Origin of the sequence: Nocardioides caeni, assembly GCF_004912195.1 — a bacterium.
GTDB lineage: Bacteria > Actinomycetota > Actinomycetes > Propionibacteriales > Nocardioidaceae > Nocardioides > Nocardioides caeni.
The window spans coordinates 81,201-101,459 of sequence record NZ_STGW01000001.1 but is presented as its reverse complement, the minus strand read 5'-3'; the positions used below and the strand labels follow the sequence as shown (position 1 = coordinate 101,459).

The 20,259-nt window shown below is 70.5% G+C and carries 17 protein-coding genes; 6 read left to right on the top strand and 11 right to left on the bottom strand.

What is annotated here, in order from left to right; genetic code table 11:
- Positions 1-33: 33 nt before the first annotated feature.
- Both E9934_RS00545 and E9934_RS00540 read left to right on the top strand, forming a co-directional pair.
- Positions 34-1,179 carry an Mrp/NBP35 family ATP-binding protein gene (locus E9934_RS00545; protein ID WP_136561447.1) on the top strand — a complete coding sequence of 382 codons (1,146 nt, stop codon included), beginning with the start codon at positions 34-36 and terminating at the stop codon, positions 1,177-1,179.
- Between the two features lie 30 nt (positions 1,180-1,209).
- Positions 1,210-1,557 carry a sec-independent translocase gene (locus tag E9934_RS00540; RefSeq protein ID WP_136560890.1) on the top strand — a complete coding sequence of 116 codons (348 nt, stop codon included), beginning with the start codon at positions 1,210-1,212 and terminating at the stop codon, positions 1,555-1,557.
- A 3-nt stretch (positions 1,558-1,560) separates the two neighbouring features.
- On the opposite strand, the gene E9934_RS00535 is transcribed toward E9934_RS00540, so the two are convergent.
- The gene (locus E9934_RS00535) at positions 1,561-2,097 is read right to left on the bottom strand and encodes a hypothetical protein (RefSeq protein ID WP_136560889.1); all 537 of its coding nucleotides are present in this window, start codon (positions 2,095-2,097) and stop codon (positions 1,561-1,563) included.
- 139 nt (positions 2,098-2,236) lie between these two features.
- Between E9934_RS00535 and E9934_RS00530 the strand changes: the two genes are divergently transcribed.
- From E9934_RS00530 to E9934_RS00520, 3 genes are all read left to right on the top strand, one after another.
- A complete protein-coding gene (locus tag E9934_RS00530; RefSeq protein WP_136560888.1) occupies positions 2,237-2,890 on the top strand; it encodes a LysM peptidoglycan-binding domain-containing protein in 654 nt (217 codons plus the stop codon).
- Positions 2,887-3,408, top strand: coding sequence for an Rv3235 family protein (locus tag E9934_RS00525; RefSeq protein WP_136560887.1), 522 nt, complete (start codon positions 2,887-2,889; stop codon positions 3,406-3,408). The genes E9934_RS00530 and E9934_RS00525 overlap by 4 nt, the downstream gene beginning before the upstream one ends.
- A 70-nt stretch (positions 3,409-3,478) precedes the next feature.
- The gene (locus E9934_RS00520) at positions 3,479-4,678 is read left to right on the top strand and encodes an SGNH/GDSL hydrolase family protein (RefSeq protein ID WP_136560886.1); all 1,200 of its coding nucleotides are present in this window, start codon (positions 3,479-3,481) and stop codon (positions 4,676-4,678) included.
- A 56-nt stretch (positions 4,679-4,734) separates the two neighbouring features.
- On the opposite strand, the gene secA is transcribed toward E9934_RS00520, so the two are convergent.
- The 10 genes from secA to E9934_RS00470 all read right to left on the bottom strand — a co-directional run bounded on the left by secA (position 4,735) and on the right by E9934_RS00470 (position 17,489).
- Complete coding sequence (gene secA / locus E9934_RS00515) at positions 4,735-7,626, bottom strand: preprotein translocase subunit SecA (RefSeq protein ID WP_136560885.1); 2,892 nt, start codon at positions 7,624-7,626, stop codon at positions 4,735-4,737.
- A 29-nt stretch (positions 7,627-7,655) separates the two neighbouring features.
- Entirely contained in the window at positions 7,656-8,066 is a 411-nt protein-coding gene (locus E9934_RS00510) for a DUF4233 domain-containing protein (protein WP_238694665.1), read from the bottom strand.
- On the bottom strand, positions 8,063-9,415 hold the full coding sequence (gene folC / locus E9934_RS00505; protein WP_136560884.1) for a bifunctional tetrahydrofolate synthase/dihydrofolate synthase: 1,353 nt from the start codon (positions 9,413-9,415) through the stop codon (positions 8,063-8,065). Before folC ends, E9934_RS00510 begins: the two co-directional genes overlap by 4 nt.
- 57 nt (positions 9,416-9,472) lie before the next feature.
- Positions 9,473-10,246: an ABC transporter ATP-binding protein gene (locus tag E9934_RS00500; RefSeq protein ID WP_136560883.1), complete on the bottom strand. Its 774-nt coding sequence runs from the start codon at positions 10,244-10,246 to the stop codon at positions 9,473-9,475.
- Complete coding sequence (locus E9934_RS00495) at positions 10,243-11,235, bottom strand: ABC transporter substrate-binding protein (RefSeq protein ID WP_136560882.1); 993 nt, start codon at positions 11,233-11,235, stop codon at positions 10,243-10,245. Before E9934_RS00495 ends, E9934_RS00500 begins: the two co-directional genes overlap by 4 nt.
- 30 nt (positions 11,236-11,265) lie before the next feature.
- A complete protein-coding gene (locus E9934_RS00490) occupies positions 11,266-12,267 on the bottom strand; it encodes a FecCD family ABC transporter permease (RefSeq protein WP_202977170.1) in 1,002 nt (333 codons plus the stop codon).
- A gap of 158 nt (positions 12,268-12,425) precedes the next feature.
- Complete coding sequence (locus E9934_RS00485) at positions 12,426-13,313, bottom strand: alpha/beta hydrolase (protein ID WP_136560880.1); 888 nt, start codon at positions 13,311-13,313, stop codon at positions 12,426-12,428.
- Between the two features lie 24 nt (positions 13,314-13,337).
- Positions 13,338-15,128 (bottom strand): methionine--tRNA ligase, encoded by a 1,791-nt coding sequence (gene metG / locus E9934_RS00480; RefSeq protein ID WP_136560879.1) that lies wholly within the window; start codon positions 15,126-15,128, stop codon positions 13,338-13,340.
- A gap of 44 nt (positions 15,129-15,172) precedes the next feature.
- On the bottom strand, positions 15,173-15,808 hold the full coding sequence (locus E9934_RS00475) for a mycothiol-dependent nitroreductase Rv2466c family protein (protein ID WP_338036655.1): 636 nt from the start codon (positions 15,806-15,808) through the stop codon (positions 15,173-15,175).
- A 31-nt stretch (positions 15,809-15,839) separates the two neighbouring features.
- Positions 15,840-17,489 carry a CHAP domain-containing protein gene (locus E9934_RS00470; RefSeq protein WP_158294875.1) on the bottom strand — a complete coding sequence of 550 codons (1,650 nt, stop codon included), beginning with the start codon at positions 17,487-17,489 and terminating at the stop codon, positions 15,840-15,842.
- 172 nt (positions 17,490-17,661) lie between these two features.
- Between E9934_RS00470 and pepN the strand changes: the two genes are divergently transcribed.
- The gene (gene pepN, locus E9934_RS00465; protein WP_136560876.1) at positions 17,662-20,253 is read left to right on the top strand and encodes an aminopeptidase N; all 2,592 of its coding nucleotides are present in this window, start codon (positions 17,662-17,664) and stop codon (positions 20,251-20,253) included.
- Positions 20,254-20,259: the final 6 nt, after the last annotated feature.

Below are 20,259 nucleotides of genomic sequence, written 5' to 3'. Positions count from 1 at the left end.
AGCACCCAGCAGGCCCCGTCCGTCGAGCAGGTCATGACCGCGTTGAGCAAGGTCAACGACCCGGAGATCAAGCGACCGATCACCGAGCTCGGGATGGTGGACGACGTCGCGATCGCGCCGGGCGACGGAGGCTCGGTCGTGACCGTCAAGGCGTTGCTGACCGTCGCGGGCTGTCCGCTCAAGGACACCATCACCCGCGACGTCACCGCCGCGGTCAAGGCCCTGCCGGGTGTCACGCAGGTCGAGGTCGAGCTGGGCGTGATGAGCGCGGAGCAGCGCTCGGGCCTGCACGAGACCCTGCGCGGCGGCCAGGCGCAGCGCGAGATCCCGTTCGCACAGCCCGGGTCCCTCACCAAGGTCTTCGCGATCGCGTCCGGCAAGGGCGGCGTGGGCAAGTCCTCGGTCACGGTCAACCTCGCGATCGCGCTGGCGAAGGCCGGCCGCAAGGTCGGTCTGGTCGACGCCGACATCTACGGTCACTCGATCCCCGCCATGCTCGGTGTCGCCGACTCGCGGCCCACCCAGGTCGAGGACCTGATCATGCCGGTCCCCACGCCGTCGGGTGTCTCGGTCATCTCGATCGGCATGCTCAAGCCCCGCCGCGACCAGGTGGTCGCGTGGCGCGGCCCGATGCTCGACCGAGCCCTCGTCCAGATGCTCGCCGACGTCTACTGGGGCGATCTCGACGTGCTGCTGCTGGACCTGCCGCCGGGCACGGGTGACATCGCCATCTCGATGGGCCAGCACCTGCCCGGCGCCGAGGTCGTCGTGGTGACGACGCCGCAGGAGGCCGCGGCCGAGGTCGCGGAGCGCGCCGGCACGATGGCCTCGATGATGCACCAGCGGGTCGTCGGCGTGGTCGAGAACATGAGCTATCTCCCCTGCCCGCACTGCACGCCCGAGGGCAAGGAGCACCACCTCGACGTGTTCGGCACCGGCGGTGGGGACCGGGTCGCCGCGACCCTCTCCCAGCGCTTCGGCTACGACGTCCCGGTGCTCGGCCGCATCCCGCTCGCCATCGCGTTGCGCGAGGGGGGCGACGTCGGGAACCCGATCGTCGAGTCGGACCCGACGGCTCCGGCTGCCGCGGCCCTGACGGCGATCTCCGACCGCCTCGACGGACGCGGGCGGGGGCTGGCCGGGCTCCAGCTCGGCCTCACTCCCACGAACAAGTTCTGACCGACCGGCGGACGAGGACAGGGGCGGGCGATGTTCGGCATCGGCTTCGGCGAGCTCATGGTGATCGCGTTCCTCGCCGTGCTCGTCTTCGGCCCCGACAAGCTGCCCGACCTCGCCCGCCAGGCCGGCCAGCTGGCGCGCAAGGTCCGTGGCTTCGCCACCCAGGCTCGCGACGAGCTGCGCACCGAGCTCGGCCCGGAGTTCGCCGACCTGGAGCTGCGCGACCTCGACCCGCGCACGATCGTGCGCAAGCACATCGCTGAGGCGATGGCGGAGCTGGACGAGCTCGACGACGCCATGGCGGAGGAGAAGAACTCAGCGGGACGACGCCCGCTCGAGACCGGCGAGCTCCCGCCCTACGACACTGACGCGACGTAGTCGTCAGGCCCGCGACTGCGCCGCGGCCAGCGCCGCGAAGGACACGAGGACCGTGCGTCGCTCCTCACCCTCGGCCAGCTCACAGAAGTCCCGTCCGACGCGGCGCAGCACGCCGTCGTGACGGGTGCCGTCGCGGAGGTGGAGCAGGCAGGGCTCACCCGCCTCGGCGATCCGGCGCAGCGCGGAAGCGAGGCCGAGTCGGGTCAGCGGTGACCAGGCGACCTCGGGCACGGAGCGGACCGAGGCCTCCTCGACCGTGGCGACTGCCTCGAGGTTGACGACCCAGTCGTGGTCCCCGGAGGCGAGCAACAGCCAGCCGTCGGCCACGCGCTCGACGATGCCGGAGACCGGGCCGACGCCGAGGAGTCCGAGGCGGGCCGTGCTGCCGATGGTGGCCATCAGCCGGCTGGCAAGCGTGACCGCCTGGTACTCAGCGCGGCTGCGGTCGGCGTGCTCGGCCGTGCGCTCAGCGGCATAGAGAGCACTGGCCTGGTCCTCGAGATCGTCGAACAGTGCGAACAGATCGTCCTCCCAGCCCATGGCCTCCACCCTCGCACGGCCTGCTGGGGAGGGCCGAGGCAGGGCCCTCGGCGAACAGCACCTGTGCACAACCGGTTGACTACACCGCTCAATCTATTCATCCTGATGCAAACGGAAGCAAACGCAAAGGTTTCTCGGGATGAACCACGCTGCCGCTGCCCGCCGGCGACGCCGGCTCCGCAGCCTTCTCGTCTGGGCGACGATCACCGCACTGTGCTCCATGCTGCTGATGGCCACCCTGCGGGGCGCGCTCGTGCCACTGCGGACGCCGCCGGACTTCGCCGAGCTCGTCCTGCAGGTCGCCGGCAGCGGCGCCCTCGCGGCGGCGGGCGCCCTGTGGCTCCTCGCCACCCACGTCGTCGTCGACGTCTGGCGCGACCGGGCGAGCCGTCCGGGCGGAGCCGCGCGACGCCTGCTCCTGGTGGCCTGCGGGGTGACCACGGCCGCCGCCCTGACCCTGCCGCCGGCCCAGGCACACCGAGCCGCCGAGGCGCCCTCGGTCCCCCTCGCCGGGCTGCCGCTGCCCGACCGCGCCACCGGTGGGGCACCGCCAGCCGGACCGACTCCCCACGGTCACACCGTCGTGGTCCAGACCGGCGACTCGGCGTGGTCGATCGCCGCCCGTGCGGTCGCGGCCACCACGCCGGAGTCGCCCGCACCGAGCAACGCCGCCGTGGCGTCGTACTGGCGCCGCCTGGTGGAGCTCAACCGCGCCGCGCTGGGCGACGACCCCGACCTGATCCACCCCGGACTCCGCCTCCACCTGCCCGACCCACCGAGGAGTGAACGATGAGCGCCACCGTCCCCGAACTGACCGGCCTGCGCCTGCCCGTGCCGGTCGCCACCAGCCAGGGCACCCTGGCCCTCGCCCTACTCCCCCGGCAGGCACCACCGGCCGGCACCCCGCGGCCAGCCGGACCGGGAGCCAGACCCGGAGCCGCCGTGGTGCCGATCGACCGACGCCTGCGGCGCACGATCGAGGAGTGGACCCAGCGCTACGCCCAGGCAGCCGTGGAGATCGTCGGCGGCGACCGCCCGGTCTCCCAGCTGGTGCGGTGGACCTCCCCCGACGTGTACGCCGACCTCAAGCGACGCGCCCACCTCGTGGCACTGGCCGGGGGCCATCAGCCGGGACTGGCCCGCGTGCAGGTCGTGCGCCCGCGGGTCCACAGCGTCCACGCCTGCTTCGTCACCGACGAGATCGTCGAGTGCGGCGTCCACGTCCGCCACGGCGAGCGGTCGCGAGCCGTCGCAGCCCGCTTCGAACGGCGCGGACAGCGCTGGATCTGCACCGCTCTCGACTTCTCCTGAGGGCCCCTCCTGTCGACAGCTCGAAACCTGACCCTTGTTCATCTGTGACCTGGGTCACTATCGTCCGTCCATGATCCGTACCCTCGCGGCCGGCCTGGCCGTTCTCGGCGCGACCCTCGTCGCACCCCTCACCTCATCCCCCGCCCATGCCGACGGCCCCGGCAGCGGGACCCCTTGGGTCGTGTCCGTCGGCGACTCCTACATCTCCGGCGAGGCCGGCCGGTGGGCTGGCTCCAGCAACAGCAGCAGCGCCCGCGCGGACGCGCTCGGATCGACGGCCTACTTCGACAACGCCAGTGGCACCGGTGAGGCGATCAACCGCTGCCACCGCTCGAAGAGCGCGGAGATCCACATCGGCAGCGGCGTCCGGAGCCTCAACCTCGCCTGCTCCGGAGCGAAGGCGGCGACCGCGACGGGCAGCGATTTCAAGCCCGGCCTGGACTTCCACAGCGGCTCCCAGGGCGTCGGCCAGGCCCGCGCCCTGCAGACGTTCGCGACCACCAACAACGTCCGGATGGTCGTCGTGTCGATCGGCGGCAACGACTTCAACTTCGCCGGGATCGTCCAACAGTGCGTGCAGGACTTCCTGCTCTCGCCGTCGTGGTGGAAGGACTACTGCTACGACGACAGCAGCGTCACGAGCAACTTCACCTCGAGCAACGTCAGCGCGGTGCGCAGCCGCGTCGCGACTGCCCTGACCAACGTGCGCACGGCGATGCGCAACGCCGGCTATGCCGACTCACAATGGACGATGCTCGTCCAGACCTATCCCTCGCCGGTCCCCGGCGGTGCGGGCTTCCGCTACAGCCAGAGCGGCTACACCCGCCAGAGCACCGGCGGCTGCGGCTTCTGGAACGCCGACGCCGACTGGGCCAACAACACCGCACTCCCGACGATCAACAACACGGTCACCGGAGCGATCGGTCAGGCGGGCATCACCAACGCCAAGGTCCTCAACCTCGCCAGCACGTTCAACGGCCGTCGCCTGTGCGAGTCCGGCGTCGGGCTCTACGAGGAGGTGGGGGTGGCCAACTGGACCAGCGCAGGCGCGGTCGACCGGACCGAGTGGGTCAACCAGATCAGGACGGTCACGACGGCCGGCGACAGCCCCTACTACATCCAGGAGTCCCTGCACCCCAACTACTGGGGACAGCTGGCCGTCCGCAACTGCGTACGCCAGGCGTGGAACGGCGGCACGCCCAGGGGCGGAGCCTGCGTGCGGACCGGCACCGGCCTGGTCGGCGGCGAGCCGCGGATGACCTTGCAGTAGAACGGCCGACGCCCTCTCCCGGAGCTCCGGGAGAGGGCGTCGTGACGTGCGGGCGATCAGCCGCGCAGGGCCATGCCCGTCGGCCCGCCCGGGGCGCCGTGGCATCGCTTGTACTTCTTGCCCGAGCCACAGGGGCACAGCGAGTTGCGGCCCACGTCGCCGAACTCGTCGTCGGCGTTGCTGGCCGAGCCCGTGCGGACCTCCTCGTGGCCGGTCTCGTCCGGCGCCGAGTAGGAGAGGTTCTGTGGCTGCTTCGGCGCGTCGAGACCCTTCGCGGTCACCTTCGGCGCCTTCTGCGGGACCTCGGTGTCGGCGTCGGCGAGGGCGCCGGAGATCTTGTCGAGGCTCAGACCACCGGTGTTGACGCCCACGGGCGGCTCGGCGAGCGCACCCTCGTGCATCGGGCCGGCGTGGCGGCTGCCGTCGGCGTGGTAGTGGAACTCCTGCTCCTCCTCGACCTGGACCTCCAGGTTGAAGAGGAAGCCGACGGTCTCCTCCTTGATGCCGTCCATCATGGCGGCGAACATGTCGTAGCCCTCGCGCTGGTACTCCACCAGCGGATCGCGCTGCGAGTAGGCACGCAGGTAGATGCCCTCACGGAGGTAGTCCATCTCGTAGAGGTGCTCACGCCACTTGCGGTCGAGCACCGACAGCAGCACCCGCCGCTCGAGCTCGCGGGCGACCTCCTCGCCGACCTCCTCCTCGCGACGGTCGTAGGCCGCGTGGGCGTCCGCCTTGAGCTTCTCGATGAGATCCTGCTTCTCCAGCGCTGCCTGGGAGCCGGCCTCCTCGACGAGATCCTTCCAGTCCAGCTCGACCGGCCAGAACTGCTTGAGGTCGGTCCACAGCTGGGCCAGGTCCCACTCCTCCGAGAACTCGTCCAGCGTGCCCGAGACGAAGCCGGTCACGACGTCGTCGATGAAGGTGCGGACCTGGTCCTCCAGGTCGACCCCCTCGAGCACCTCGCGGCGCTCGCCGTAGATCACCTTGCGCTGGCGATCCATGACGTCGTCGTACTTGAGGACGTTCTTGCGGGACTCGAAGTTCTGCGACTCGACCTGGCCCTGCGCGTTGGCGATGGCGTTGGTGACCCGCTTGTTCTCGATCGGGACGTCGTCCGGGATCTTGAGCAGCAGCAGGACGCGGTCGACCCAGTCGGACTTGAAGAGCCGCATGAGCTCGTCCTGCAGCGACAGGTAGAAACGGCTCTCACCCGGGTCGCCCTGACGACCGGATCGACCGCGCAGCTGGTTGTCGATGCGGCGCGACTCGTGGCGCTCGGTGCCGATCACGTAGAGGCCGCCGAGGTCCCTGACCTCGTCGTGCTCCTTCTCGACCTGCTCCTTGAACTTCTCGATCGCGGCGGGCCAGGCGGCGTCGTACTCCTCGGCGGTCTCGCCGGTCGGCTCGAGGCCCTGCTTGCGCAGCTCCGCGTCGGCGAGGAACTCATAGGAGCCGCCGAGCATGATGTCGGTGCCTCGACCGGCCATGTTGGTGGCGACCGTGACGGCACCCTTGTGACCGGCGAGGGCCACGATCTTTGCCTCCTCCGCGTGCTTCTTCGCGTTGAGGATCGAGTGCGGCACGCCGTGCTTGGTGAGCGCCTGGTGGAGGTACTCGGACTTCTCGACCGAGACGGTGCCGATGAGGACCGGCTGGCCGGTCTTGTGCCGCTCGACGATGTCGTCGACGACCGCGTCGTACTTGGCCTCCTCGGTCCGGTAGACGAGGTCGGGCTGGTCCTTGCGGACCATCGGCTTGTTGGTCGGGATCGGGACCACGCCGAGCTTGTAGATCTTGTCGAACTCCGAGGCCTCGGTGAGCGCCGTGCCGGTCATGCCGGAGAGCTTCTCGTAGAGCCGGAAGTAGTTCTGCAGGGTCACCGTCGCCAGGGTCTGGTACTCCTCGCGGACCTTGACGCCCTCCTTGGCCTCGATGGCCTGGTGGAGGCCGTCGTTGTAGCGACGTCCCGCGAGCATGCGGCCGGTGTGCTCGTCGACGATGAGCACCTCGCCCTCCATGACGACGTACTCCTTGTCGTTGCGGAAGAGCTCCTTGGCCTTGATCGAGTTGTGCAGGAACGAGATGAGCGGCGTGTTGGCCGACTCGTAGAGGTTCTCGATCCCGAGGTGGTCCTCGACCTTGGTGATGCCGTCCTCGAGGACGGAGATCGTGCGCTTCTTCTCGTCGACCTCGTAGTCGACGTCCTTGGTGAGCTTCTGCGCGATCTTGGCGAACTCGGCATACCACTTGACCTCGTCCTGGGTCGGGCCGCTGATGATCAGCGGGGTCCGGGCCTCGTCGATGAGGATCGAGTCGACCTCGTCGACGACGGCGAAGTTGTGGCCGCGCTGCACGCAGTCCTCGATCGAGGAGGCCATGTTGTCGCGCAGGTAGTCGAAGCCGAGCTCGTTGTTGGTGCCGTAGGTGATGTCACAGGCATAGGCCTTGCGGCGCTCGGCCGGGCGCATGCTCGGCAGGATCACGCCGACGGTCAGGCCGAGGAAGTGGTGGACGCGGCCCATCATCTCGGACTGGTACTTGGCGAGGTAGTCGTTGACGGTGACGACGTGGACGCCCTTGCCCTCCAGGGCGTTGAGGTAGGCCGGCAGCGTCGAGACCAGCGTCTTGCCCTCACCGGTCTTCATCTCCGCGATGTTGCCGAGGTGCAGCGCCGCGCCGCCCATGAGCTGGACGTCGAAGTGCCGCTGGCCGAGCACCCGCCTCGCGGCCTCGCGAACGGTCGCGAAGGCCTCCGGCATGATGTCGTCGAGGTCCTCGCCCTCGGTCAGACGCTTGCGGAACTCGTCGGTCATGCCGCGGAGTTCCTCGTCCGACATCGCCTTGAAGTCGTCCTCGATGGCGTTGACGGCCTTCGCGATCCCCTCGAGCTGACGGAGGATCTTGCCCTCGCCGATGCGGAGGAGCTTGTCGATGATCACTGGCACGGCGCCACTCTACCGAGCGGAACTCAGCGTCAGGATTCCTGGCGTCGGTCGTACTCCGCGAAGGCCGCGGCGCGCTCGGTCTCGATCTTGCGACCGAGCCCGTAGGCCGTGGCCCACAGCAGGGCGAAGACCGCGCCGACGAAGAACATCAGGGGGGCGAGGAAGCCCAGCGCGACCGCCCCGACCTGGGCCAGGTGCCCGACGACGTAGCCGCGCTCCGTGCGCAGCATCCCCGCCACCAGTACGCACAGCAACGCCAGGCCCAGCCCCGCGACGAGGGCTGGCACCAGGTCGACGTCCGAGATCGTGATCATCACCGGCGTCGACAGTCCGACCGCGATCGCCTCGAGGGTGAGCACGGCCGCGCACATCGCCCGGCGGGGCGACTTCATCCGCTCGGGGTCGGTGACCGGCTCGGGCAGGCCCACCTCGTCGCTCACTTGCGGCCCCCCAGCAGCACGCGGGCCTCGCCGACGGTGACCACCGAACCGGTGACCAGCACCGCACCGGAGCTCAGCGCGTCGTTGCCGCCCTCCTCGGCGAGTGTCGCGGCCGCCTCGATCGCCTCCGCGAGGGAGGGTACGACGCTCACCCGGTCGTCCCCGAAGACCTCTCGCGCCGTCATGGCGAGCTGCTCGGCCGGCATCGCGCGGTCGGTGGCGTTCTGCGTGACGACGACATGGGCCAGGTGGGGCTCGAAGGCCGCGAGCAGTCCCTCGGCGTCCTTGTCGACCATGACGCCGATGACCCCGATCAGCGGGTCGAAGCGGAACGAGTCCTCGAGCGCCGCCGCAGTCGCTTCCGCCCCATGGGGGTTGTGCGCGGCGTCGAGCACGATCGTCGGGCTGCGTCGCACCACCTCGAGCCGGCCGGGCGAGGTGACCTCGGCGAAGGCGCTGCGGACCAGGTCGTCGCCGAGGGGCTCCTCGCCGCCGACGAAGGCCTCGACGGCCGCCAGAGCCGCCGCCGCGTTCTGCGCCTGGTGGGCACCGTAGAGCGGCAGGAACAGGTCGTCGTACCGCCCGCGGAGGCCCTGCAGGGTCAGCGACTGGCCGCCGACCGCGGGCGATCGCGTCACCACGCCGAACTCCAGCCCCTCGCGGGCGACGGCGGCACCGACCTCGGCGGCCCGCTCGAGGAGCACCGTTGCGACGTCGACAGGCTGCTGGGAGAGGATGGCGGTCGCGCCGGGCTTGATGATCCCCGCCTTCTCCCGGGCGATCTCGACGACGGTGTCCCCGAGGTAGCGGGCGTGGTCCACGGCGATCGGCGTGACGACGGCGACGTCGGCGTCGATGACGTTGGTGGCGTCCCAGGAGCCGCCCATGCCGACCTCGACGACGGCGACGTCGACGGGCGCGTCCGCGAAAGCGGCGTAGGCCATGCCGACGACGGTCTCGAAGAAGCTGAGCGGGTGGGCCTCGGCAGCGTCGACGAGGTGGGTGTAGGGCGCGATGTCGTTGAACGCACGGACGAACGCCTCGTCGTCGAGCGGCTCGCCGTCGACGCTGATCCGCTCGCCCATCTTCTCGACGTGTGGACTGGTGAACCGCCCCGTGCGCAGGTCCAGGGCCCGTAGCAGCGCATCGATCATCCGCGACGTCGACGTCTTGCCGTTGGTGCCGGTCAGGTGGATCGACCGGAAGGACCGCTGTGGATCGCCCAGGAGCTCCGTGAAGGCCTGGATCCGGTCGAGCGACGGCTCCAGACGGGTCTCGGGCCAGCGCGAGAGGAGGGCATCCTCGGCTTCGGCGAAGGTCTCGGCGGCACGCGCGTCGGGCTGGTTCATGACGCGCCGGATTCTAGGTCCTCGCGGCCGCTGGCACGCAGTCCCCACTGGTGACACTCATGCGGTGCTCTCCTGGTGCAGCGGGTGGAAGAGCAGCTGGACGCCGTCGTCGACGAACGTGCGGGTGGCACCGATCCCGTAGACGGACTCGATGAGCTCCGGCGCGAGGACCTCCTCCGGAGACCCGGACGCGACCACTCGGCCCTCCGAGAGCAGGACGAGGTCGTCGCAGTAGCGCGCCGCGAGGTTGAGGTCGTGGAGGACGACGACGGCGCTGTCGGACACGTCGCGGACCAGCTGCAGCACCTCGTGCTGGTAGCGGATGTCGAGGTGGTTGGTGGGCTCGTCCAGCAGCAGGTAGTCCGCCTCCTGGGCCAGCGCCCGAGCGACCAGCACCCGCTGCCGCTCACCGCCCGACAGCTCCACGTAGCGTCGGCCGGCCAGGTGGCGGGCACCGACCCGGGCCAGCGACGCGTCGACGGCGTGGTGGTCGGCCGCGCCCGTGCGCTGGAAGGAGCGCAGCCGCGGAATGCGACCGAGCATCACCATCTCCCGCACGGTCAGCAGCGAGTCGGAGTCGCTTTCCTGGACCACGACCGCCAGCTGCCGCGAGACCTCGCGTGGTCCCAGCGCGGCCAGCGGCCGGCCGGCGAGGCTGACCCTCCCGGAGGAGGGTGCCAGCGAGCCGTGGAGCATCCGGAGGGCGGTGGTCTTCCCGCTCCCGTTGGGCCCGAGGAGACCGAGCACCCGCCCGGGCCGCGCGACCAGGCTCACCCCCTGCAGGACGGGAGAGCTGCCGTAGGAGAAGTGCAGGCCCTCCGCGACGATCATCCGCCGCTCCCGAAGCGCTCCAGGATCTGCTCGAGCCCGTCCAGCGCGAGAGGCGTCGGCGGCTCGACGTAGTTGAACAGCAGCGGCAGCAGGTTGCCGTCCGCGACCGCGGTGATGCTCTCAACACCGGGGAGTGAGGTGACGGCCTCCTCGACGTCGGCGGGGTCCCCGCCGCTGTGGAGGAGGACGAGGACGTCGGGGTCGCGGCCGATCAGATCCTCGCGGGTGACCTCGAAGACGCGCTCGTCGGTGTCGGCGAAGACGTTCTCGAAGCCGGCCGCCTCGAGGATCGGGTGGGCCATGCTGCGGGTCCCGTAGGCGTAGGTGACGCCGCCCCCGACGGTCGGGTAGAGCACCGCGGCGGTGCGCTCCTCGCCCGGGGAGACCCGCGAGCCGAGCTCGGTGAGCCGCTCCTCGAGTGCGGCGTTGGCGGCGACTGCCTCCTCGGTACGCCCGAAGACCTCACCGTACGTCGTCATCTGGGCGTGGACATCGTCGAAGCCGGGGCCTTCGAGGCCCTCGGCGCACATCGCCGGCTCCTCGATGAGCGGGATGCCGACGTCGTCGAGGGTGTCGCGGCTGAGGTTGTCGACCTCGCCGAGCACGAGGTCGGGCTCCTCGCCGATCACGACCTCCTTGGAGATCAGCAGGTGGCCGGACGTGTCGGTCTTGCCGGTCAGCGCCGGGATCTGCTCCAGCGCTGCCCACGTCGCGTCGCCGTAGTAGTCACGTGGGTACTCGCCCGCGCGCGCGGTCACCGTGTCGAGCACGTCGAGCGCGGCCAGGAAGGGCACGGCCGAGCTCTTGAGCAGCACGACCTGCTCGGGCGCGGCGTCGAAGGTCACCTCGGCGCCGCAGTTGTCGATGGTGACGGGATAGCCGGCCGCAGGGCTTCCACCCGAAGTCGCGTCCCCCTCGGCCACCAGTCCGCACGAGGTCAGGACGGCGACGGCGCTGGCCACCAGGGCGAGGGTGCGGATGCGGTTCACGGTGCTCCTTGGGCTGGCATGCGGTGCCGGTCAGGCGGCGGTGGCCTGGAGTCGGCGGACGAGGATGAGGAGGAAGGGCGCGCCGACGACGGCGGTGATGATCCCGATCGGGATCTCCTGCGGCGCGAGCAGCACCCGGGCGATGACGTCGGCCCAGACGAGCAGCACGGCGCCGATCAGGGCCGCGACGGGTACGGCGCGCGCGTGGGCCGCCCCGACCGCGCGCCGGGCGAGGTGGGGCACGACCAGTCCGACGAACCCGATGCTGCCGGCGGCGGAGACCACGACGGCGATGCAGAGCGAGACCAGGACCAGCAGCAGCGTGCGGAGGCGCTCCGGGGAGACGCCGAGCGCGAGGGCGGTCTCGTCGCCGACTCCGAGCGCGTCGAGCTGACGCCCGAAGATCGTCAGCACCGCCACCGTCAGCAGCACCACGACGGCCGCGAGCGCCAGCGGTTGTCCCCAACCGGCGAGCGCGAGGGAGCCGAGCAGCCAGAACATCACCGAGCGGGCACCCTCCGCGGAGTCGGAGGCGAAGATCAGGAAGCTGGTCACGGCCTGGAGGGCATAGCCGACGGCGACGCCGGCGAGCAGCAGCCGCGTGGAGGTGACGCGGCCGCCGGAGCGGGCGACCGCATAGACCAGGACGGAGGCCGCGAGGGCTCCCACGAACGCGCTCGCGGAGAGCGCGTGCTCCCCGAGGCCGAGGGTCACGCCGAAGAGGATGGCCGCCGCGGCACCGGTCGAGGCGCCGGAGTTGACTCCGAGCAGGTAGGGGTCGGCGAGCAGGTTGCGCACCATCGCCTGCAACGCCATGCCGCAGACCGCCAGGCCGGCGCCGACCAGGGAGGCGAGCAGCACCCGCGGCAACCGGACGTCCCACACGATCGATTCGCGCGGACGCGACCAGGTCCGCTCGTCAGGGACCAGGAAGAGGTGGTGTCCCAGCACCTCGAGGACAGCGGCGAACGGCACGTGCACGGCCCCCAGCGCGATGCCCGCCACGAGCGAGAGGCCGAGGGCTGCGACCAGGCCGGCCGTCCAGCAGCGTGCCCGACGCGCCGCGGCGAGATGGTCGTCATGGACGGGGGCCTCGGCGGTCGTGGTGGCCACGACACCCCCTCGACCTTGTTGCGACCTATTTGCAACAACGACGCTATCGCATCAAGGTCGCCCTGGGGTCGGTGGGGTCAGCGCCGCCCGACCAGCATCCGCATCCAGCCCGCCACCTGCCACATCAGCGGCTCGGCGGCCGGGAAGGCCGCGGTGTGCCGCCAGAAGCCGTGGACCTGACCGAGGTGGCGGGTCGCCACCACTTCCACGCCGGCCTCGGCGAGCAGGAGGGCGAGGTGCTCGCCCTCGTCCCTCAGCGGGTCGTGCTCGGCCGTCGCCACGAAGGCCGGCGGCAGCGTCCCGAGCCGGTCCGACAGCAGCGGCGCCAGGTCGGGGTCCTCGAGGTCGGCCGGGCCGGCGACGTACTGCTGCCAGTACCACGCCGCCTCGGCGGGGTCGAAGCCGTCCGCCGCCGTGCGGTAGGAGTCGAAGGAGGCACTCGGGTCGAGGAAGGGGTAGACCAGCGCCACCCCGTCGAAGCGGCCAGGGCGCCGCAACGCGCTCACCAGGGCGAGGTTGGCGCCCGCACTGTCGCCGTGCGCGAAGGTCGGCAGGTCCGCCAGCTCCGGCTGCGTCGCCAGCCAGTCGGCCGCGGCCGTGACGTCGTCGGGCGCGGCCGGGAAGCGGTGCTCGGGTGGCCGGCGGTAGTCGACGCTCAGCACCGCCATCCGCGCGATCGTGGCGAAGCGCCGGACGGCGCCGTCATGCACCTCGACGTCGTTGAAGACGAAGCCGCCGCCATGGGCGTGCAGCACCACGGCGTCGTACCCCTCGGGGAGGTAGAGCCGGGCCGGCACTCCCCCGGCGTCGACGTCGCGAACCTCCGCCATGGGCAGCCGCTCCTGGCGGGAGGCCTCGGCACGTGCCTCGAGCCGCGCCGCGGCGATGTCGTACGACGGATCGGTGACCGGCCGCGCACCGGCGGCGTCCTCGATGGCGCGACGAGCGTGGGGATAGAGGGCCATGGCAGTGACTCCGAGGACGCCGGCTCAGCCGTCGAGCCGCGCGAGCTCCTCCTCGATCACCGAGGGGTCCAGCTTCACGAACACCGGGGTGGGCTTCGCGACCGCGCGCCCGACCTCGATCGGGTGGCGCCGCCACTCGGGGAAGCCGGCGTAGTCGCCGGTGATGATCGGGTAGCCGCGCGTGGCGTCGTCGAGGTCGGCGGCCTCCTCCACGTGCGGCATCGGCGCGACCGCGCCCTCGCCCCCCAGCGCCACGTCGACCGCGTTGGCGGAGAACGGCAGGAACGGGCTGAGCAGCAGGTTGAGGTCGGCGACGCACTGCGCCATGACGTGCAGGACGGTGCCGAGGCGCTCGGGATCCTCCTTGATCTTCCACGGCTCGGAGTCGGTGACGTACTTGTTGACCTCGGCCACCGCGCGCATCGCCTCGCCGATCGCCTGCTTCTGCCGGTGCCGGCCGATCAGGTCACCGACCACGCCGAACGCGGCGTCCGTGGCCGCGAGCACGGCCTCGTCCTCCGGGGCCAGCGGACCGGCCGCCGGGATCTCACCGAAGTTCTTGGCGATCAGGGTGGCCGTGCGGTTGACCAGGTTGCCCCAGCCCGCCACCAGCTCGTCGTTGGTACGACGGACGAACTCCGCCCACGTGAAGTCGGAGTCCTGGCTTTCCGGTCCGGCCGCGGCGACGAAGTAGCGGAAGGCATCGGGCTGGTAGCGCGCCAGCAGGTCGTGGACGTAGATGACGACCTTCTTGGAGGAGGAGAACTTCTTGCCCTCCATCGTCAGGAACTCGCTCGAGACCACCTCGGTGGGCAGGTTGAGCACGCCGTACTCGCGGGGCTCGCCGCCCTTGTCGCCGCGGCCCGCGTAGGCCAGCAGCTCGGCGGGCCAGATCTGGGAGTGGAAGGTGATGTTGTCCTTGCCCATGAAGTAGTAGGACAGCGCCTCGGGATCGTTCCACCAGTCGCGCCAGGCATCGGGGTTGCCGCTGCGGCGGGCCCACTCGATCGACGCCGACAGGTAGCCGATCACCGCGTCGAACCAGACGTAGAGCTTCTTGGTGGGGTTGTCGCGCCATCCCTCGAGCGGGACGGCGATGCCCCAGTCGATGTCGCGCGTCATCGCGCGCGGACGGATCTCGTCGAGGATGTTCTTGGAGAAGCGGATGACGTTGGGGCGCCACGTCCCCGACGCCTCGCGCTCGTCGAGCCACTCGGTCAGCGCGCCGGCCAGCGCGGGCAGGTCGAGGAAGAAGTGCTGGGTCTCGATGAACTTCGGCGTCTCGCCGTTGATCTTCGACCGCGGGTCGATGAGGTCGTGGGGGTCGAGCTGGTTGCCGCAATTGTCGCACTGGTCGCCACGGGCACCGTCGTACTTGCAGATCGGGCAGGTGCCCTCGATGTAGCGGTCGGGCAGGGTGCGCCCGGTCGACGGGGAGATGGCGCCGTAGGTCGTCTGCTCGACGAAGTAGCCGTTGTCGTGGACGCCGAGGAAGAGCTCCTGCACGACGGCGTGGTGGTTGCGCGTCGTGGTCCGCGTGTAGAGGTCGTAGGTGATGCCGAGACCGACCAGGTCCTCGACGATCAGCCGGTGGTTCTTGTCCGCGAGCTCCTGGGGCGTCATCCCGGCCTCGTCGGCGGCGATCAGGATGGGCGTGCCGTGCTCGTCGGAGCCGGACACCATGAGCACGTCGTTGCCCGCCATCCGCTGATAGCGGCTGAACACGTCGGAGGGCACGCCGAACCCGGCGACGTGGCCGATGTGGCGGGGGCCGTTGGCGTAGGGCCAGGCGACGGCGGAGAGGACATGCGTCATGAGGGGAATCCTATTGACCGGTCCGCTCTGCCGCCGACCCGCAGTCAGCTGAAGTCCAGATCCCCGGTCCGGGAGCGCTTCAGCTCGTAGAAGTACGGGAACGACGCGACGGCGACGGTGCCGTCCCAGAGCCGGCCGGCCTCCTCGCCGCGCGGGATCTTCGAGAGCACGGGACCGAAGAAGGCCGTGCCGTTGACGTGGATCGTGGGCGTGCCGACCTCGTCCCCGACGGCGTCCATGCCCTCGTGGTGGGAGCGCGCGACCTTGTCGTCGTACGACGGGTCGGTGGCCGCGTCGATCAGATCGGCCTCGAGTCCGGTCTCGGCGAGGACCTCCGCGATCAGCGCGAGACCGCCGTCCGGCTCGTGGTCGAGGCGGCGGCCGTCGAGGTGGATGCGCTGCCCGAAGGCGTCGTACATCGCACGGAGGACGCCGTCCCCGTGCCGCTCCTGGGCGGCGATGAGCACGCGCACCGGCCCCCAGGCGGGCGCGAGCATGGTGCGGTACTCCTCCGGGATGTCGCGGTCCTTGTTGAGGTGGGCCAGCGACATCACGTGCCAGTGCACCTCGATGTCACGGACGTCCTCGACCTCGATGATCCAGCGCGAGGTGATCCAGGCGAAGGGGCACAGCGGGTCGAACCAGAGGTCGGCGCGGTTGGTCATGACTGGCGCAACCACGTCGGCAGGTGAGCCATTCCCGGTTGCACGCTCAGCGGATGACGACCCGGTCCGTGGCCCGCGCCTCGGTGACCGCGTCGGATCCGAGGTAGCGGATCAGGACGTTGCGCCGACCGGGGGTCGAGAACGGGACGCTGACACGGGCGAGGCCGTCGACCAGGGTGACGGTCCGGGTCTGGCCACCGATACGCACCAGGACGCGGCCGGTCACGGGGTCGACCTCCGGCGCGAGCACCCGGACGGCGACGGCGACGGCGCGGCCGCGGGCCCCGACGACACGGACGGACGTGCGCAGGCTGGAGGTGGACTGCACGCGGGCGCGGGCGGCCACCTCCCCGGTCCACGGGGCGTAGTTGGTGCGGGTCAGGTCGGTCCGCACGGAGACGCGGGCGCCGGCGTCCTCCCCGGTGAGCGTGTACGACGTCCCGGTGGCCCCGGCGATCGGGACACCGTCGCGCAGCCAGGTGTAGGCCACCTTGGTGTCCGAGGGGGTCGTGACCCCGCCGGTCACCTTCAGCGTCTCGCCGACCCGCGGTCGACCGGTGACGGCGAAGGGCGTGGCGACCTCGATCTTGCCGGCGAGGACGGTCCCGACCGGGTTGATGGGCGTGCGGGTGATCTCGTAGCCATCGGTCCGGGTGACGACCTGGAGTCCGAGCTTCTTGCCGACGAGGTCGCGGGTGAGCGCCAGGCGTCGGGTCTTGTAGCTGGGACGCTCGATGAGCTGGCCGTCGGCGTACCACCGCCACGCCGTGGCAGCCGGCTCCGGCGTCCAGGTGCCGCTGTCGGCGACGAGGGTGTTGTCGACGAGCAGCTCCCCCGCGACAGCCGGGTCGCCGGTCAGGGACATCACGCCCCTCGCGACGCTCTTCGGCGGGGTGACGTCGTGGACGGCGGTCGTGTACCCGCTGCGCGCGGCCCGGATCCGGAGGAAGACGGGCTTGCCCACGTCGGAGGGCCGCGGGGTGAACGACAGCCCGCTCACACCGGTGTAGGAGCCGTTGACGAACCAGCGGTAGGTCACGGCGCCGGGCTTCACCGTCCAACTCGGCTCGGGCACCGTGAGCTCGGTGCCGACGACGGGCTCGGCCTTGACGGTCGGCGTGGTCTTGAAGCCGATCGTCTTGTCGACGAAGTGGATGAAGCCGGTCGGCCAGCGTCCGCTGTCCTTGCTGATGCGTCGCCACGAGAAGGTGCCGCCCCAGCTGTCCTGGGACACGATGATCTCGGTGCTGGAGATGACCTTCTCGACGTAGGCGACGTGACCGGCGGAGCCGCTGCCGTTGTCGTAGCGCGCCCACCAGGCGACGGCCCCGACGTTGGGGACCTGGTCGGTGATGGAGCTCATGTGCAGGCCCCACTCACTGGCGTTGCCGCCGCCGGACCAGGGGCGGCTGGTCGACATGCCGGCCTTGATCATCCGGTAGGCGACGTAGTTGGTGCAGTTGTGGCCGGAGTACATCCGCCAGTACATCCGGTCGTTCACGGCGCCGTAGCCCGCATCGGAGTACCCGTCCGAGCTGCACCCCGAGTAACCACTGCAGAGATAGGTGTTCGTGGCCGATGGGGTCACCGGAAGCGGTGTCCGTGCCATCCCGGCGGCGAACACCAGCATGGTCGCGAACAGTGCGCTGGCGAGGACCGACGTCCCCCAGCGCGCGACGAGTCCCGGTTGGCGCATGTCCGACACCATCGGTCACAACTGCCCCAGAACGCAACAAAAACCCCCGAAATCTCACCAATCACCGGCGTGTCGCGTTGACTTTCAATAATTACAACCGTGTCATTCGTCGCTGCCTCGTCAGGTCCGGGCGGTTGTCAGACAAGTTCACCCGGATGCGAGGATGGTCGGCATGCCCGGCACCAACCTGACCCGCGATGAAGCAGCCGCCCGCGCCGCCCTCCTCGAGGTGGCGTCCTATGTCGTCGAGCTCGACCTCTCCGAGGCCACGACGAGCGGCGTGCAGACCTTCGGCTCGACGACCACGCTGACCTTCAGCTGCCGCCAGCCGGGCGCCACCACCTTCGCCGACCTCGTCGACGCCGAGGTCCACGAGGTCACGCTCAACGGCGTGGCCCTCGACCCCGCGACGTCGTACGCCGACAGCCGGATCACCCTGCCCGACCTGCAGGCCGACAACGTGCTGGTCGTGCGTGCCGACTGCACCTACTCGCACACCGGCGAGGGCCTGCACCACTTCGTCGACCCCGCCGACGGCAACGTCTATCTCTACACCCAGTTCGAGGTCCCCGACGCTCGGCGCGTCTTCACCACCTTCGAGCAGCCCGACCTCAAGGCGCCGTTCACCTTCGACGTCACCGCGCCCGCGCACTGGAAGGTCGTCTCCAACAGCACGACCCCCGTGCCGGTGCCGACCGGTGCCGCCAACACCAACGGCGAGGACGTCGCCCGGTGGACGTTCGAGCCGACGAAGCCGATGTCGACCTACATCACCGCGATCGTGGCCGGCGACTACTACGAGGTCCAGGACACCTACGAGGGCGCCCACGGCACGATCCCGCTCGGTCACTACGCCCGCCAGAGCCTCAAGGACTACCTCGAGCGCGACCGCGAGGAGATCGTCACGCTCACCCGGCAGGGCTTCGAATTCTTCGAGGAAGCCTTCGGCTACCCCTACCCCTTCGGCAAGTACGACCAGCTCTACGTGCCGGAATACAACATGGGAGCGATGGAGAACGCCGGCGCCGTCACCCTGCGCGACGAGTACCTTCCCCGCTCGAAGCAGCCGCGCTCGTTCTACGAGTTCCGCGCCTCGGTGATCCTGCACGAGATGGCGCACATGTGGTTCGGCGACCTCGTCACCATGAAGTGGTGGGACGACCTCTGGCTCAACGAGTCGTTCGCCGAGTGGGCCTGCTATCACGCCGAGGCCCTCGCGACGTCGTACGACGACGCCTGGACGGGCTTCACCAACGCCCGCAAGCAGACGGGCTACCGCGCCGACTCGCTCCCGTCGACCCACCCGATCGCCGCGGACAACGTCGACCTGCACGCCGTCGAGGTCAACTTCGACATGATCACCTACGCCAAGGGCGCGTCGGTGCTCAAGCAGCTCGTCGCGTGGGTCGGCCTCGAGCCGTTCCTCGCCGGCATCAAGCAGTACTTCCACGACCACGCGTTCGGCAACACCGAGTTCAGCGACCTGCTCGACGCGCTCGAGAAGTCGTCCGGGCGCGAGCTCGCCGGCTGGGCCCAGGAGTGGCTGCAGACCGCGGGCACCAACACCCTCTCCCCCGTCTTCGAGCTCGACGACGACGGCACCTACCGCAGCTTCGCGATCGAGCAGACCGCGCCGGCCGACCACCCGACGCTGCGACGGCACCGCGTCGGGATCGGCTTCTACAACACCGAGGGCGCCGACACGGGGCGTCTCGTCCGCACCGACTACGTGGAGGTCGACGTCGCGGGCCCGCGGACCGAGCTCGACGCGCTCGTCGGGAAGGCACAGCCCGAGCTGCTGCTGCTCAACGACGACGACCTCGCCTTCGCCAAGATCCGCCTCGACGACCGCTCCCGCGCGACCGCGATCTCGCGCCTGTCCGACCTGGACGACTCGCTCGCCCGCGCACTGGTCTGGAGCGCCGCGTGGGACATGACCCGCGACGCCGAGCTCCCCGCCACCGACTTCGTCGACCTCGTCCTCAGCAACATCGGCGCCGAGACCGACGCGTGGGGTGTCAGCCGGATCCCCGTCTACGCTGAGCAGGCGGTGACGACCTACAGCGCTCCGGACACCCGCGACGCGCTGGCTGCCCGGTGGGAGGAGGGTCTGCGCGCGCTGCTGCTGGCCGCCGCGCCCGGCACCGACCACCAGCTCACCTTCGTCCGGTCCTACGCCAGCATCGCGCACAGCGAGGCCGCGATCACCGACCTCGAGGGACTCCTCGACGGGTCACTGTCCGTCGAGGGCCTCGAGGTCGACCAGGACCTCCGCTGGACCGTGCTCACCCACCTCGCCCGCCTCGGCCGCGCCGACGACGCGCGCATCGACGCCGAGCTCGCGAACGACCCGACGAACTCCGGGCAGGAGAAGTCCGCCGCCGCCCGCGCCGCCCAGCCGAGTGCCGAGGCCAAGGAGCGCGCCTGGGCCCAGGCCATGCTCGACCCCGGCACGCCCAACGAGACCCAGCGCTGCGTCGTGATGGCGTTCATGCAGCCCGGACAGGAGGAGCTGCTGACGCCGTACGTCGAGCGCTATCTCGCCGAGGTCGCCAGCACGTGGGAGCGCCTCGGCACCCACAAGGCCTCCACGGCGCTCAACGGGATCTTCCCGCGCGTGCTCGCCACGACGACGACCCTCGCCGCCGTCGACGCCTGGCTCGAGGAGCACGCCAGCACGGTCAACCCCGGAGCAGTCCGCTACGTGCGCGAGGGTCGAGCGGACGTCGCCCGCGCGCTGGCCGCGCAGGCGGCCGACGCGTAGGTCCCG